The organism is Desulfosporosinus sp. BICA1-9 (assembly GCF_000802135.1).
In genome coordinates, this window is record NZ_JUEE01000160.1 from 1 (window position 1) to 13728 (window position 13728).

At 41.5% G+C, this 13728-nt stretch carries 17 protein-coding genes and 1 pseudogene; 13 read left to right on the top strand and 5 right to left on the bottom strand.

The window, feature by feature from the left end; all coding sequences use genetic code 11:
• A partial coding sequence (locus JL57_RS20225; protein WP_034143783.1) for a helix-turn-helix domain-containing protein occupies window positions 1-308 on the bottom strand: 308 nt, incomplete at its 3' end.
• Between the two features lie 160 nt (window positions 309-468).
• Between JL57_RS20225 and JL57_RS20230 the strand changes: the two genes are divergently transcribed.
• From JL57_RS20230 to JL57_RS20250, 6 genes are all read left to right on the top strand, one after another.
• Window positions 469-1026 carry an SLOG family protein gene (locus JL57_RS20230; RefSeq protein WP_291300336.1) on the top strand — a complete coding sequence of 186 codons (558 nt, stop codon included), beginning with the start codon at window positions 469-471 and terminating at the stop codon, window positions 1024-1026.
• Window positions 1027-1094: 68 nt separating this feature from the next.
• Window positions 1095-1913 (top strand): C39 family peptidase, encoded by an 819-nt coding sequence (locus JL57_RS20235; RefSeq protein WP_034143784.1) that lies wholly within the window; start codon window positions 1095-1097, stop codon window positions 1911-1913.
• A 44-nt stretch (window positions 1914-1957) separates the two neighbouring features.
• Complete coding sequence (locus tag JL57_RS35010) at window positions 1958-2107, top strand: hypothetical protein (RefSeq protein WP_197079365.1); 150 nt, start codon at window positions 1958-1960, stop codon at window positions 2105-2107.
• On the top strand, window positions 2085-3101 hold the full coding sequence (locus JL57_RS20240) for a hypothetical protein (protein ID WP_034143785.1): 1017 nt from the start codon (window positions 2085-2087) through the stop codon (window positions 3099-3101). Before JL57_RS35010 ends, JL57_RS20240 begins: the two co-directional genes overlap by 23 nt.
• Window positions 3102-3219: 118 nt before the next feature.
• Window positions 3220-3765 carry a Chromate resistance protein ChrB gene (locus JL57_RS20245; protein WP_034143786.1) on the top strand — a complete coding sequence of 182 codons (546 nt, stop codon included), beginning with the start codon at window positions 3220-3222 and terminating at the stop codon, window positions 3763-3765.
• Window positions 3766-3768: 3 nt separating this feature from the next.
• Entirely contained in the window at window positions 3769-4959 is a 1191-nt protein-coding gene (locus JL57_RS20250; RefSeq protein ID WP_034143797.1) for an MFS transporter, read from the top strand.
• An 85-nt stretch (window positions 4960-5044) separates the two neighbouring features.
• Here the strand turns inward: JL57_RS20250 and JL57_RS20255 are convergent, their stop codons facing one another.
• Both JL57_RS20255 and JL57_RS20260 read right to left on the bottom strand, forming a co-directional pair.
• Window positions 5045-6505 (bottom strand): metallophosphoesterase, encoded by a 1461-nt coding sequence (locus tag JL57_RS20255; protein WP_034143787.1) that lies wholly within the window; start codon window positions 6503-6505, stop codon window positions 5045-5047.
• 147 nt (window positions 6506-6652) lie between these two features.
• Window positions 6653-7249 carry a phosphatase PAP2 family protein gene (locus JL57_RS20260; RefSeq protein WP_034143788.1) on the bottom strand — a complete coding sequence of 199 codons (597 nt, stop codon included), beginning with the start codon at window positions 7247-7249 and terminating at the stop codon, window positions 6653-6655.
• A gap of 196 nt (window positions 7250-7445) precedes the next feature.
• Here JL57_RS20260 and JL57_RS20265 point away from each other — a divergent pair, with 196 nt between their 5' ends.
• The 7 genes and pseudogenes from JL57_RS20265 to JL57_RS36555 form a co-directional block, all read left to right on the top strand.
• Complete coding sequence (locus JL57_RS20265; protein ID WP_034143789.1) at window positions 7446-8096, top strand: DedA family protein; 651 nt, start codon at window positions 7446-7448, stop codon at window positions 8094-8096.
• Window positions 8097-8169: 73 nt separating this feature from the next.
• Window positions 8170-8703: an RNA polymerase sigma factor gene (locus JL57_RS20270; protein WP_034143790.1), complete on the top strand. Its 534-nt coding sequence runs from the start codon at window positions 8170-8172 to the stop codon at window positions 8701-8703.
• Window positions 8704-8708: 5 nt separating this feature from the next.
• The gene (locus tag JL57_RS20275; RefSeq protein WP_291300337.1) at window positions 8709-9206 is read left to right on the top strand and encodes an anti-sigma factor; all 498 of its coding nucleotides are present in this window, start codon (window positions 8709-8711) and stop codon (window positions 9204-9206) included.
• Window positions 9203-10048, top strand: a complete 846-nt coding sequence (locus JL57_RS20280) for a hypothetical protein (RefSeq protein WP_034143792.1) — start codon at window positions 9203-9205, stop codon at window positions 10046-10048. Before JL57_RS20275 ends, JL57_RS20280 begins: the two co-directional genes overlap by 4 nt.
• A gap of 33 nt (window positions 10049-10081) precedes the next feature.
• The gene (locus JL57_RS20285) at window positions 10082-11356 is read left to right on the top strand and encodes a DedA family protein (protein ID WP_034143793.1); all 1275 of its coding nucleotides are present in this window, start codon (window positions 10082-10084) and stop codon (window positions 11354-11356) included.
• 159 nt (window positions 11357-11515) lie between these two features.
• Complete coding sequence (locus tag JL57_RS20290) at window positions 11516-12007, top strand: putative iron-sulfur cluster-binding metallochaperone (RefSeq protein WP_291300338.1); 492 nt, start codon at window positions 11516-11518, stop codon at window positions 12005-12007.
• A gap of 3 nt (window positions 12008-12010) precedes the next feature.
• A pseudogene (locus tag JL57_RS36555) lies at window positions 12011-12288 on the top strand (hypothetical protein); the annotation flags it as partial.
• A gap of 207 nt (window positions 12289-12495) precedes the next feature.
• Here the strand turns inward: JL57_RS36555 and JL57_RS20300 are convergent.
• Complete coding sequence (locus tag JL57_RS20300) at window positions 12496-13104, bottom strand: molecular chaperone (protein ID WP_034143794.1); 609 nt, start codon at window positions 13102-13104, stop codon at window positions 12496-12498.
• Between the two features lie 90 nt (window positions 13105-13194).
• The coding region (locus tag JL57_RS20305; protein WP_034143795.1) for a molybdopterin dinucleotide binding domain-containing protein at window positions 13195-13728 on the bottom strand (534 nt) is incomplete at its 5' end.

A 13728-nucleotide genomic window follows, 5' to 3' on the forward strand; every position in this document is an offset into this window, starting at 1 on the left:
TTTGTCTTTAAGTCCTTAATAATAGCCAGAAGATGCTCCAACTGGCCATCGTTTAGCTTCTTTAACTCATCAATTAAGTCATTTAATTTTGTCGGAAAGCTTACTTCGTCATCAAAGAAATCCTTTGGAGGGACATTCAGATATTCGCAGATATAAAAAAATCCTGTCATGGACGGCAACGACTTTTTGTTCTCAATTTTATTGATATAGCTTTCGCTTTGACCTAAAGACAGGCTCATATCCCTTGCGGAAACCCCTTTTTGTGTGCGGAGCCTAGTTAATCTTTCGTAAAACAAATCCTCATACATTACAATTCACCACCTTGTATATATGATTATAGACAATACATCGGTTCATTATACGGAATTACAGCATATGTTTCTATTGACATAGGGAAACGTATTCCATATAATGTAAGAAAATATATGCTTTAATTCCTTATTACTATGAGAAAGGTGGTTGCATGAAATGACGATGCTTATTAAAGAAGCCAATATAAAGCCTGCCTGCTGCTTTGCGGGACCCCGCCCTCAAATCCTTCCCAATGGGTTTGACGAAGAAAACGCCGGTTGCCTGCGGTTGAAGCAGGTACTGAAGGAACAGGCGGTCCATTTGATTGAAGCTTTGGGAGTTACTCATTTCATCAGCGGTGTTGATTTAGGTGTCGGCCAGTTTGCCGCAGAAATCGTCCTTGACCTCAAAAGAGACTATCCCGAAATTACCCTGGAGTGCGTTATTTCCTGTGAGGATCAGGCGGTAAAATGGACGATAGCGCAGCGTGACAGGTACTTCTCTATTGTGGAACGATGCGATAAGGAAACCCTTTTACAACGTCATTACACTAAGGATTGCATCAAAAAGAAAAAGGAATACATGGTCAAGCAAAGTAATTATGTGCTTGCGGTATGGAACGGCAAATCCAGCGGCGCGGGCAACATCCTTTCTTTTGCCCGCACCCTGGGAAAGACTGTGATTCTGATTGACCCCAATACCTTTGAAGTGCGAACTGATTCTAATAAACACTAGCGACACAGCCCAATGAACCGTAAAGGCGCTCCTCAGGAGCGCCTTTTAAATGGAGGTGATTTGATTTTATGGCAATTGATCCGGCAACGGCAAAGCTTCTTGTACAGGCGGCCTTAAAGCTTGCATCTGATGAGGAAGCAAGAAAAAGGCTTCTGATTATTATTCTTACCCCCTTGCTGTGTGTAGTTCTCATCCTGACGGCCTTCGTTTATATCCTTACTCACCCGCTGGAATTTTTGGGTGAGTTTTTCGATAGCCGGGCCATTACCGAGGTAGAGCGGCTGCAAAACGACTACGGGATGTACCAATACCTTGCGGCAACGAATTATGAAAGCGGCGTAACATCCTATGAGGGCGTGATCTTTACCGATGGAGCCACGTCAGTGGTCTACTACAACCAAGGAGATGAACGATATAAAGACATGCCTTTCGGGACAGACAACATCGGTGGGTATGGCTGCGGTCCCACCGCAATGGCTATGGTAGTATCCAGCCTGACGGATAAAACGGTTGACCCGGTAGAAATGGCAAAATGGTCTTATGATAACGGGTATTGGGCTCCCGGCGGCGGTTCCTATCATTCCCTCATTCCGAGCGCAGCAAAAGCCTTCGGTTTGCAGGCGGAAGGCTGTCCGGCAAAAGAACCGCAAAAAATCGTTGATGCCCTGTCTTCCGGTAAGCTGGTGGTTGCCCTTATGAGCAAGGGGCATTTTACATCCAGCGGGCATTTCATCGTACTCAGGGGCGTGACCGCCGGGGGAAAAACCTTGGTGGCCGACCCAGCTAGCAAAAAACGCAGCGAACAGGCGTGGGATTTATCTATCATACTGAACGAAGCCCATAAAAGCGCCGGAGCGGGCGGCCCATTCTGGATTATATCACAATAAAAAGCCCTTTATTTTGAGTGAGCATTATAGAGCGGAGGTAGAACATGAATAACCGCAAAAAACTGATTGAACTGTTTATCTATGTACTGATTGTGGTGATCGGGATCATCCTGCTCCTTACTGCAAATCTCAAAGAGCGGGAAAACAAGCCCTATGACGGAGGTGTTAGCGTTGCTGCTGTATCTTTCAAGTAATGGGAAAAGCGGACTGACAGACTTTATGGAGGGGCAGGAGCTTGTGATAAAGAAGCTCATCGGCAGGTTTTCCTTGAAGCTTTTTGCCGCAAAGGACATGCGGAATTATATAGGCTGCAAGTATTTCCTTGTGGATGTTTCCTGTATAGAGGAACAGCTTGATGATTTCATCGTTGCCCTCCAATCCATGCAAATGATGCTGAATATGAGAATCATCCCCATCCTTTCGGATATGGCAAATGCAGATGCCTATATCGGCAGGCTGGTGGATATCGGCGTAACGGATATTGTGACCGCGGGCAGCATAGACGGTATCAGGGATGAGCTTGCCGAGTGTCTTTCGGAGGATGGTATGCAAAGGTATAAGCGACCACCGGAAAGCTTTAAGCAGGATACTGCCTTTGAAGAAGCCCCGAAGCCGAAAGAGATAGTCAAATACAAGTGGAACAGCCGAAATGTGAAGATTGCCATTGCCGGCACACAGAGGCGGAGCGGCGTTACAGTCACCGCCTTTAATCTGGCGGCCTGGCTCATTGCGCGGGGGGCTTCCGCCTGCTATGTGGAGACTAACACCAACCGGCATTTGAACTGGATCGTAAATATCTATGATGCGGAGAAAGACGGAGAAGCTTATCCCGTCGGCGGTGTTGACTGCTATTTTACCAATGAGCTGGATAAAGACTACAACTTTATCATTTACGACTGCGGGGAAATCAAAGAACCACCCACGATATTCAGAGAGGCGGACATCCGTCTGCTCTGCGGAAGCATCCTGCCCCATGAGGCAAAAGACTATCTGCAAGTGTTAAATGCTTGCAAGGATATGGACATCCATAAATTGGGTTTGTGTGTGCCGAAGCCTTTGCAGGAATTTTGCAGAGAATCGTTAAACAAGGATATTATGATAGCAGAATCCTCCCATGACCTGTTTGAGAACAATATTAACGGACATATCTATCTGCCGATGGTAAAGAGGTTCATTATAGATATATAGTTAGAGTGGGATAAGGGTGGAGGAAATAGAGGAGTAAAAATTTAGTTAATCTACAATTGTAACGGATGTTACATCATGATATATTCAATGTAACGAAAGTTACAAAGAGGTGGAAAGAATGGAAAAAGGAAAATGGCTGGTAATAAACTATAACCTACCTACAGAACCATCAAGATTAAGAGTGGCAACATGGAGAAGTCTTAAAAAACTCGGTGCTGTTAACATACAACAATCAATGTGGGTCTTACCCCATAATGATGATAATTACTCTGCATTACAGACAATTTCACAGGAGATTGAGGTCAAAAATGGTGAAGTCCTATTGATGCAATGTGAATTTTTAAATCTTGAGCATGAAGATAAAGTTATTGCCTATTTTAATAAAGCAAGAGATGAGGAGTACAAAGAATTTATAGATAAGTGTGAGGATTATTTCAAGGAAATTGAAAAGGAAATCGCAATAGAAAAGTTCACTTTTGCAGAAGTTGAAGAAGAAGAGGAAGAACTTGATAAGCTTTTATCGTGGTATGGCAAGATTGAGGCAAGGGATATATTTTATTCTTTGCAAGGAGATTGTGCAAAGGAAAAACTGGTACAGGTTAAAAAAGCTTTTGAAAACTATAGTGATATGGTTTATCAATATACAATTCTGAGGGGGGAATAGGTGGTGAGTGTTGAGAACGAGAAGCAAAAAAAGGTTTTAGGGCTTGAATGGAACATTTTTTTTGCAGGGATAACCAGCTTTCTAACCGATACAACAACAAAAATGATATATGCCATTATGCCGTTATTTTTAATGTCTATAGGGGCATCAAAGACAGAGGTTTCTCTTATCGAAGGAATAGCAGAGAGTACAGCTTCGGTTCTCAAGGCTTTATCAGGCTGTTGGAGTGATAAGATTGGAAGAAACAAACCTTTCATGGTAGTAGGCTATGCTATTACAGCAATTTTGTCTCCGTTGTTTTCAATAGTAACTTCGCCTTTGCAGGTTTTAATAATCCGATTTACCGAAAGGGTTGGAAAGGGAATAAGAACTGGACCAAGAGACAGCCTTATAGCCGGATCATCAAGCGAGTGCGAAAAAGGGAAATGTTTTGGCTTTCATAAAGCAATGGATAACAGTGGAGCCATAGTGGGACCGCTATTGGCCTTTGCTGTTCTGGCAGTTTTCCCGGGTGATTATCGTAAGGTATTCCAGCTTTCAGCAGTACCCGGTTTACTAGGGGTTCTTGCAATAGTTTTCTTTATCAGGGAGGCTAAGAAGATTAAAGCTGAACTTCCTGGGAAAATTGCATTTAAGGACTTTCCAATCAGATATTATATGTTCTTGATTATTGTTTTCATATTTACCCTGGGTAACTCAACCGATGCTCTACTGTTGGTAAAAGCTAATGACATCGGTATAAAAGCCTTGTTCATACCTCTTGTATACCTGATTTTCAACTCAGTATCCGTCATTTTTGCTGTTCCTGCCGGTATACTTTCCGATAGATTTGGTCGAGAAAGACTCATTATCTTCGGGTATTTACTTTATTCCATTATATACTTCGGTTTTGGAAGAACTAACGATAAAGCGGTAGTGATTTTGCTTTTTGCATTATATGGACTTTACAGTGCAGCAACGGATGGTGTGCAGAAAGCGTTGGTTTCGGATCTTATTGACAAGAACAAGAGAGGCACTGGACTAGGAATATACAATTCAATCATCGGGATCACGTTGCTTCCGGCAAGTGTTATAGCTGGTGTACTATACGACAAAGTTGACAGTAGAGCTCCTTTTTACTTCGGTTCAGCAATGGCGTTAACTGCTACAATATTAATGTTCGGATTTTACAGGAAAAGGATTAAAGTTCATTGAAAATAGAGAACTTTAATCCTTTTTTGTAGTTCGAAATAATAGCCACGCTTACCGATGACTTGATTCACTTTGAGCTTTTTGAATATTATCCTCTTCTAACTATTTCTTTGTACTTAAGGATGGAAAATTTAGCTACTTCATAAAACCAAAGACCAAGACGTTTAAGATATGACCACCACTTTTGGCGGTATATCCAAAGTATCCAGCCTACTATCAAAGCTATGAACACAGCGATGGCTAACACTAGCGTTGTATATTCTTTATATATAGAGCTAGCGAACAACTGTCCTGCTGCCAAATATCTATCGAAGATCTGATTGGGTGGTGATGGCAGTTGTACGATTTCCAAGTAATTTTCTCCATCAGTTATATGAGCGCGAATGTAATGGTAATAGCTATCCTTGGTCAGAAGTTCGGCTCCAGACCCTCCAGTAATGATGTACCTTACGTTGTCTTTAACGAAACTGAAAAAGCTGTGAATGTGAGACAAGAAAACAGTATCCACCTTATACTTAGTCATTAGACTTTCAAACCTTTTGGCTTCCTCCTTGTCATTAAAGGCATGGTCTATGTTGCTGGTACCACTTAGCTTATTCATTTCATTTTGCAAAAAGCTGGTTTTTTGCGTCTGACCTAATTCAGGATATGTATTTGGTGTGATGTTAGACCTGGGGTCGGTCGGAGGAATATGGGAAATAACAAAAATACGTTTTCCTTGAGCATGCTGCAAGTCAGTTTCAAGCCATTGATACTCTTCGTCCGGAATGGCTCTTTTTTCCTTCCACCCTCTTGAGCTATCCAAGAAAACATAGTGGTTGTTTAAATAATCAAAGGAATAGTAAGGAGGCCCAAAAAGCTGGGTATATATCTCCCGGCCATTCTCCCGGATATCATGATTCCCCAAGGTAGTATAAAGCGGAACTTGAAGTTTGGAAACAGTTTCATAAAAAAGCCTATACCGGTTAGGTTCTCCTCCGTAGACGAGATCGCCGTTATCAATGACAAAGGCAGGGTTAATTCCATTTACTTGGTTGATGATTTGAGTAAACGTACCATAGCCGTTTCTATTGTCTCCCAAAATCACTACTTCAGGATTCCCGCGAGTTCTCAGCGTAAAATTAATGGTCTTCACTTGGTTTACTTTTAAGTCAACAGTAAACGAAATAGTGTGCGGATCAATAACCTTTAGATTTTCTAGCCCGTCTCTAGTTTCAATTTTAGAAGGGCTAATGTTTTCCAATCTTAGCCTATATGATTTTTCCTTACCGCTTTTTATGGTTATTGTTGGTGTTGGGGAAAGGGATCTAAGTAGCAAGCTCTCCTCATTGCCATTTTCCTTTATTTCCCCCTTTATGAACCCACTCTGGATACTGACAACACTTCCGTTCCAGTTATAGGAAGAATTCGAATTATAGGGGTCAAAAGATAAAGGCAAAGGCACAAAGCCTTCTTGCACCTTGAAACTTTTGTAGCTTTGTAAGATAAATCCGCTTGTGACCAGTAATCCAATCACAAGTAAGATTAAAACCAATCCTTTTTTTCGCATGCATCTCACCTTTTAAACTTATTCCAGTTAGAGTATAGACAAATATGGGGAAGCTTAGCCTTGCCAGATGTTACGAGAAGAGCATTATGCAAACACAAATCCCTCCCGAGAGTGTTTTTCATTAGTAGATCTATACATTTTAATGACTCAGTTTGAATTCCTTATGGCGTATTTTCCATAATGGAATATCCGCAGACCCAGGTTCGTCAAAGGCTCAAATACAGGGTTAATAAGCCAAATAATTTTGGCACTGACAATACCTATTATAGTACTGGCTAATACATCGGTTGGCCAATGCACCCCTGTATAAACACGAGCAATTGCTACGAGAATAGCCAAAAGTGTAAAACTCCATCTTACCCAAAATGAAGCTTTTCTCCAGGACCCTGCAGCAAACCCAAAACTTCCTGATGTGTGGTCACTGGGAAATGAGGTATCTAGCGAATGGGGGATAAGCTGTGTAAATGTGTCTTTTGGAAGAGTAACAAAGGGGCGTGGCCGGAAGAATAACTGACTGATTAAAGCATTAAAGCCCAGTGCTAACACACCCGAAAATCCCGCCACAACCAGAGCGTGACGTTTCTCTGACTCTGATTTGGGTAAAGTAAACCAAGCTAATAAAAACAACACTACATATAGTTCTAAAGCATATTGGGCAAAGAAAGCCATAATTTTGTCTACAATCGGATGATGTCCAGCCCATTGATTGATGAGGTGGTAGCCGGAAAGGTCAAATAAATTCATATAATTTTTCCTCCATTTTAAGTACAAGTTCATATTTTACCTTACTCAATTAATAAGACGACCTAAAATAGCTAAAAGTTCGGGAGCAATAAATAAAAAGACGATAAGCCGGATTAAAAGTTGCGAACTTTTCTGAGGTTTGCCTCGTCTTATTGTTTAGAAGCAATCTTGAAAACACCTTGAGGAGGAAAATATTTTGGAACTCATCAAAACGATAGTCGACCTTTTTATGCATCTGGATAAGAACTTGGGATTGGTTATTCAAAACTATGGGGTATGGACTTACTTGATTCTCTTTTTAATTCTATTTGCTGAAACAGGTTTTGTGATTACCCCGTTTCTACCGGGAGATTCCTTGCTTTTTGTAGCTGGTGCCTTTGTAGCGAGCGGCTCTTTTGAGCTCAAAACTTTAATCATTCTCCTAACACTCGCTGCTGTGTTAGGAGATACTCTGAACTATCAAATTGGGCAATTGGTTGGCCCTAAAGTTTTTTCTAAAGAGGTTCGTTTTCTAAACAAGAATAACTTGGAGCGTACTAATCAATTCTATAAAAAGCATGGGGGAAAAACGATAATTATCGCCCGTTTCATTCCTATAATTCGGACCTTTGCACCATTTATTGCTGGTATTGGGGCCATGACGTATTGGCGGTTTCTTTTGTACAACGTAATCGGAGGATTAACATGGGTGTCTTCATTTGTCTTCGGTGGTTATTTCTTTGGAAATTTGCCGATTGTAAGGAATAACTTTACTCTAGTGATCTTTGCAATAATTTTTATCTCGATTATGCCAGGCATCATTAGCTATCTGCAAACAAAAAGACAGCCCAAGATAGGGTATATATAATTTGTGAATAGACTTTTTACTTACTGTTTTAAACTCTCCCGAAGTATATGGGGCGAGGGGATGGAAAAATGCTGTGACCGAGTTTGACATTAAACTTATAGAAAAAATAAGAGCGGGAGATGAACAATCCTTTACTGTTTTGGTCAAGTGCTATACTCCCTATGTCTACCGTACCGCCTTTGCCTTACTACAAGACCAGAGCGAGGCAGAGGATGTCTCTCAAGAGGTTTTCTTAAAAATATACCGTTCAATCGGGCAACTGAGTAACCCTCACGCCTTTCACTCCTGGCTCAATAAGATTATTACCCATACCTGCCTTGATCGTCTTAAGAAACAGCATCCGACACCAATAGCCGACTCGGAACTAGACATTGTATCGCAAGAGACAAGCCAACAATTGGATCAACATTTACTTATTCGAGATGCTTTACAGCGTCTCAGTAGCGAATATCGTGAAACATTGGTGCTCAGAGAGTGGCAGGGATACAGTTATGAAGAAATCGCCAATATTTTGGGGGTTCCAGTCGGGACAGTAAAATCAAGAATTCATACTGCTAGGTTGCAATTAAGGAAGATCCTCTCTGAAGGAGAACGGGAAAAGGAGTGATAAAGTTGGAATGCCAAGAATGCCTAGAACGGATGTCTGAATACATCGACGGAGAACTGTGCAATTTCGAGCATGCCGAAATTAAGGCTCATCTGATTTCCTGTCAGAATTGCCAGAACGTGGCGAGGGAGTTTCAGATGCTTCAAGAAAGGTTTCAGCGATCACTTGAAAACTCTCCAGTGCCGATTGACCTAGAACAACGTATTCTTATCGCCGTCGAGAAAGAGCAGCAAAAAGTTAGCAAGCAGAGTGTTTTTACACTCATTACTCTAGTTTTGTTGGGGAGTCCGCTTCTTCTCTTGTCACCATTCCTTCTTAGAATCGTTCATTTGTTTTATGCAACGGGTTATGCTTTTTGGCGGGTAAAAACGGTTCTCCTGATGCTATTGCCAACGACAACCAGTTGGGGAATTGGGGCTACATCGTTCTTTTTAAGTGTTTTCGGTATCTATATGATTCGAGCATTATTACGGGGAAGCCGTTTGAAAGAGGTGTCTTTATGAGATTCGTGTACAGATTTGGCTTAGGAATAATTATTATCTCCATATTACTATTCTCTTTACCCAACTATGCTTTAGCGGATGCGATTGTAACGCAGGTGGGGGGCAATCCCATTACTGTCCCCGAAGGTCATTCTGTTGAAACAGTTCTTAGTGTTGGGGCTGACGCCCGGATTGCCGGAAGTGTGACCGATGCCGTTCTTGTGATTAATGGCAATGTATATTTGGAACCAACAGCCCAAGTGGATTTGGTCATTGACCTGGGTGGACATGTTTACAATTCAGCGTTGAAAGGTGCCAAGACGGGAGTATTTGAAGTCAACTTTACGGAAAAACTAATAAATGAGACCTTGCTTGCTGGAGCTTTGCTATTTGGGATTTGGGTTCTGAGAGTAGTGGTTAGTCTTTTAGGCATAGTTTTCTTTACTGGGTTGGGTTACTTCATGAGAAACCGTTTAGGTTCATCTGAGAACTTACTCTCTACAGCTTTTATCCGTTTATTCGGGATAGGCACGGCTTTTGTAATGTTACTCGTTTCTTTTGCGGTGTTACTTACCCTTACGGTGTTTGGTATCCCGATTGCCGTTCTCATTCTCATCTTGGGTGTCATTGCAGCGGTTCTTGGGCTTGTTCCTGTTATGCAATTTGTTGGAAACAAGGTGTTGTCGCCAAGAATATTGGAGTACCCTGCTATTACCAGATGGTTAGCTCAATCAATATTATTTGTCGCCCTGGTTAGTCTTCCACTCATAGGTTTTGTTTTTCTCATTGCTATGGGCTTAACTGGCCTAGGGCTAGCTTTAACCATAGGTTGGAGACATGTTAAACGACGCAAAGCGTCTTAAACTCGGCATTAGCCTTTGATGAAGGAGTAACCCATGACTTCTCAGCTTCTAATCCACTATATTTCGCAATATGGTTATGCGGGATTATTCGTTATTTTAGGGACTTCCATTTTAGGACTTCCTATTCCCGATGAATTTCTTATGACCTTTGTCGGTTTCTTAACTTATTCCGGTCAGCTTAACCTTTTTCTTGCCATTATTTCAGCGGCAACGGGTAGTGCTACGGGGATTACTATTGCCTACATTTTGGGAAAATTCTTTCAGCAGAAAGTCTTGGGACATCTGAAGAAACATGCAGGAGGCCAACGATTGGAAAAAGTGCTAAGTTGGTATCAACTGCATGGCGGGAAACTCCTGACTATAGGTTACTTTATTCCTGGTGTCCGCCATCTTTCCGGGTATATCGCTGGACTCAGTCAATTAAAATATCGCAATTTCGCCTTCTTTGCTTATCTCGGAGCAATCTTGTGGACAACCCTCTTTATAACTCTTGGTCGGCTCCTCGGTAGTCGTTGGGAAACTTTTTTACCAATTATACATCGCTATGCTCTGTTGCTAGGAACCACGGCTGTAGTTATTTTTATAGTCTTCTACTATTTATACAAGAAGCACGAGCATTTAATGGCTTGGCTACGAGAACAACTATCTCTACTGCCTAGTCGTTATTTATCCCTAGGTAAGCAGCGCTTTTTTGTTACGGTTGGAGGTCTCATTTTTATTACGCTTTTTATCATACTAATGGGTCTAATTCAGGATTTTGTTTTCCATGAGGTAGGCGAGTTCGATAACCTCGTTGTTTCCTGGTTGGACATAACGTCTACCCCCTTGGTTGTTGGCTTAATGCGAGGGATTAATGCACTTGGTACTCATCTCTCAATAATGCTTTGGTTTGTGCTAGGAGTGGTTGTCCTGCGAGTTACAACTAAGAAATGGTCACATGTGATTCCTTTGGCCTTAGCATGGGGAGGGGGTACAGTTATTGATCATCTGTTTCGGTTTTTCTTCCGTGGCGAAAATATCAACATCTTTGAAAATCTTACGCCGTTTCAAGCTCCAAGTTCAGGATTTCTGCTTGCCGCCATTTCTTTTTACGCCGTAACAGGATATATAATCGGGCGAAACAAATCGCGGCTTTCCCCAGTTATTATTCTTATTTGCGGAATTGTCCTCATAGTTCTTTTAGCTCTTAGCCCGATTTACCTCCGTATCCATACTCCTAGTGCTATGGTTACAAGTTTAACCGTGAGTGGATTATGGGCTATAGTGTGCGTATTTGTTTATGAATTTAGAGTTTATAAGACCGAATGATAGGGTTTATCCGAAAACTTTCTACTTTTACACTGTAACGTTTATTAATTCATCAGTATTAATTGCAAAAGCAAAAAGTGAACCAAAGAAGGAATACTGTCTTTGTCATATTCCAGACCGTAGGTCCTACTTTCAGCGTGATATAAGAAACATAACTATTTGGAAAAGGTTGTGGAAAAAATGGGGGACTGTTGTGCTATTCAAATCGAACCAATCAAATTTGACTTTGAGTTTAGTTGCCCGGAGTGCGGCGATAAGGGCAGACTGATGAAAATAATTACTTTGAATAGCCTGTTAGTGCCAAGTGCATTTGCTAAACTGGAACCTTCAGCTTCTTATAAAATGTGTACAAACAAAGCCTGTTCCGTAGTTTATTTTAGCGATAATCAAGACGTATTTGAAACGAAGGACATAAAAGTCGAAGTGTACATAAAAAGCGAAGACGAAGACTGCCCCGTCTGTTACTGTTTCGGATGGACTAAGAAAAGAGTGCTACAAGAATTAGAGGAAACGGGTAGAACTACCGTCTTAGAGGAGATAATCGTACATACAAAGGCCGGTCTTTGTGGCTGTGAGGTAAATAACCCAGAGGGTTCTTGTTGCATTGGTAACGTAAAACACCTCTTGGAGTCAATTACTAAGGAGAGCTAATTCGTGTTTAGCACAATTATACTATTTATCTCGCTGGTTTAGCCGAAATAGGGGATGGCTACTTAGTGTGGTTAGGAAAGCAAAGCCTTTTTGGTACGGATTCTTGGAGGACTAATCCTCATTCTTTATGGTGTCAAGTTTAATGCAGTCTATGGAGGAGTTTTCATTTTTCTTGTAGTCTTATGGGGATGGATATTGATAAGAAAATTCCCGATACATACGATTGGATAGGAGCTGCCGTATGCATAACTTTATCGTCAGGGATTGGAGCATATCGACGAGGGTTAATTTCATGCGGAAAATACCAAAAGATAGGGGGCGTAACAAAACTTAAAGTTTTTCAAATCTGGCGGTGCGCTATCCCAAAAAAGAGAGTCTTTCACACACGAAAGTGGTGAAAGACTCTCTTGATTATATAAGATTTATAAGTGGGGATATGCCGAATTCACAATTGCGTTTTGTTAGAGCAACTATCGTGTTAATGTATACTACTCTTCAACTAGGGATTCCAGTCCGATACTCATGAGTTGGAAAAACGGTTCCGTTGATTTAGCCCTGATAGTTTCGGCTAGCGTCGGAATCCATTGCTGAAGGTGTTCACTTATGAATTCACTTTGCCAAACCATAATTTCCTGAATAGCTTCTTCGACACCGTCTTGCTGAACAAGCTCAAATATCTTTTGTGAGAGAAACTGCATAAACTCTAACTCTGTAGCAATATGATCATCAGGAATGGAATACAAAGATTTTACGACCAAACCCGCTCGAAGATAGTGTTGCCGGACATTCACAGTTGTTTCTTGCATGAGCAGACCACTTCCACAGTAAACCGACTCATAAAGATTAACAAGGACATGCCCCGGAGCAAAAAATAATCGTTCATACTCCTGCGATAAAGTATTGAGGTAATTATCAAGACCAGACTTCTGAATGTTCTCCGAAAATTGCTGATGGAGCGGAGAGCACGTTTCATCCCAACTGGCCACAAGCTCAAGGGCTGATTTTAGCCACTCGTTGCTCGGCTTTTCTCTAAAGAAAGTAGAAAAAAAACTATAGAAATAAGTTTGAGCTTTCAAATTCTGGATTGACAAATCCATACACTAGTCCTCCTTTGAGCTAAGTTGAAGCAATATACAACATCTAAAATAGCCTAGGGGCTGACTGATCAGCCCCTTTTCGTTTGGAAATTAAAGCTTTTTAATCTTAACGACCATATCCGCATAAGTGGGCATTCCCATCAGCGGGCTTAGGCTATCTGGGTCGACTAACATGTTATGGCTGGGTGTGTAATCCTTTTGCTTATAGGTTCCACCGAGTCCAGGACTGAAACGTCCACCCGTACCGAAGCCCATTTTCACAACTCCAGGACGAATTCCTTCACTGACGAAAACCTTGCTTTTAACAGATCGTTTTAAGGGATTCTCAATTTCAATCATATCCCCACTTTTTAGGCCCAGCTTCGCTGCATCTTGTGAATGCATGAGCGTGGTTCCGACACACCAGGTATTGGCTTTAAATTTTTTGGCTTTAAGCTCAAATCCTTCTTTTTTCTCAGGGTTTGCATCTAGAATCTCATGCTCAAAAGCATTGTTAAGCGGCATATAAATACCTTCGCAGGGAGTTTGGGCTAACCATGGGATCATTTGGGTTCCACTCATCGTTTGATGCACACGGCCCACAATGATTTGAAAAGGATACTCTTCGGCATACTTTTTATATTT

What these genes read in the sequence shown, in the direction of transcription:
- JL57_RS20245 (WP_034143786.1), top strand. Translation starts at nt 3,220, where the DNA reads ATGGAAAAAGGAAAATGGCTGGTAATAAACTATAACCTACCTACAGAA.
- JL57_RS35010 (WP_197079365.1), top strand. Translation starts at nt 1,958, where the DNA reads ATGAATAACCGCAAAAAACTGATTGAACTGTTTATCTATGTACTGATT.
- JL57_RS20235 (WP_034143784.1), top strand. Translation starts at nt 1,095, where the DNA reads ATGGCAATTGATCCGGCAACGGCAAAGCTTCTTGTACAGGCGGCCTTA.
- JL57_RS20300 (WP_034143794.1), bottom strand. Translation starts at nt 13,104, where the DNA reads ATGGATTTGTCAATCCAGAATTTGAAAGCTCAAACTTATTTCTATAGT.
- JL57_RS20255 (WP_034143787.1), bottom strand. Translation starts at nt 6,505, where the DNA reads ATGCGAAAAAAAGGATTGGTTTTAATCTTACTTGTGATTGGATTACTG.
- JL57_RS20285 (WP_034143793.1), top strand. Translation starts at nt 10,082, where the DNA reads ATGACTTCTCAGCTTCTAATCCACTATATTTCGCAATATGGTTATGCG.
- JL57_RS20260 (WP_034143788.1), bottom strand. Translation starts at nt 7,249, where the DNA reads ATGAATTTATTTGACCTTTCCGGCTACCACCTCATCAATCAATGGGCT.
- JL57_RS20230 (WP_291300336.1), top strand. Translation starts at nt 469, where the DNA reads ATGACGATGCTTATTAAAGAAGCCAATATAAAGCCTGCCTGCTGCTTT.
- JL57_RS20280 (WP_034143792.1), top strand. Translation starts at nt 9,203, where the DNA reads ATGAGATTCGTGTACAGATTTGGCTTAGGAATAATTATTATCTCCATA.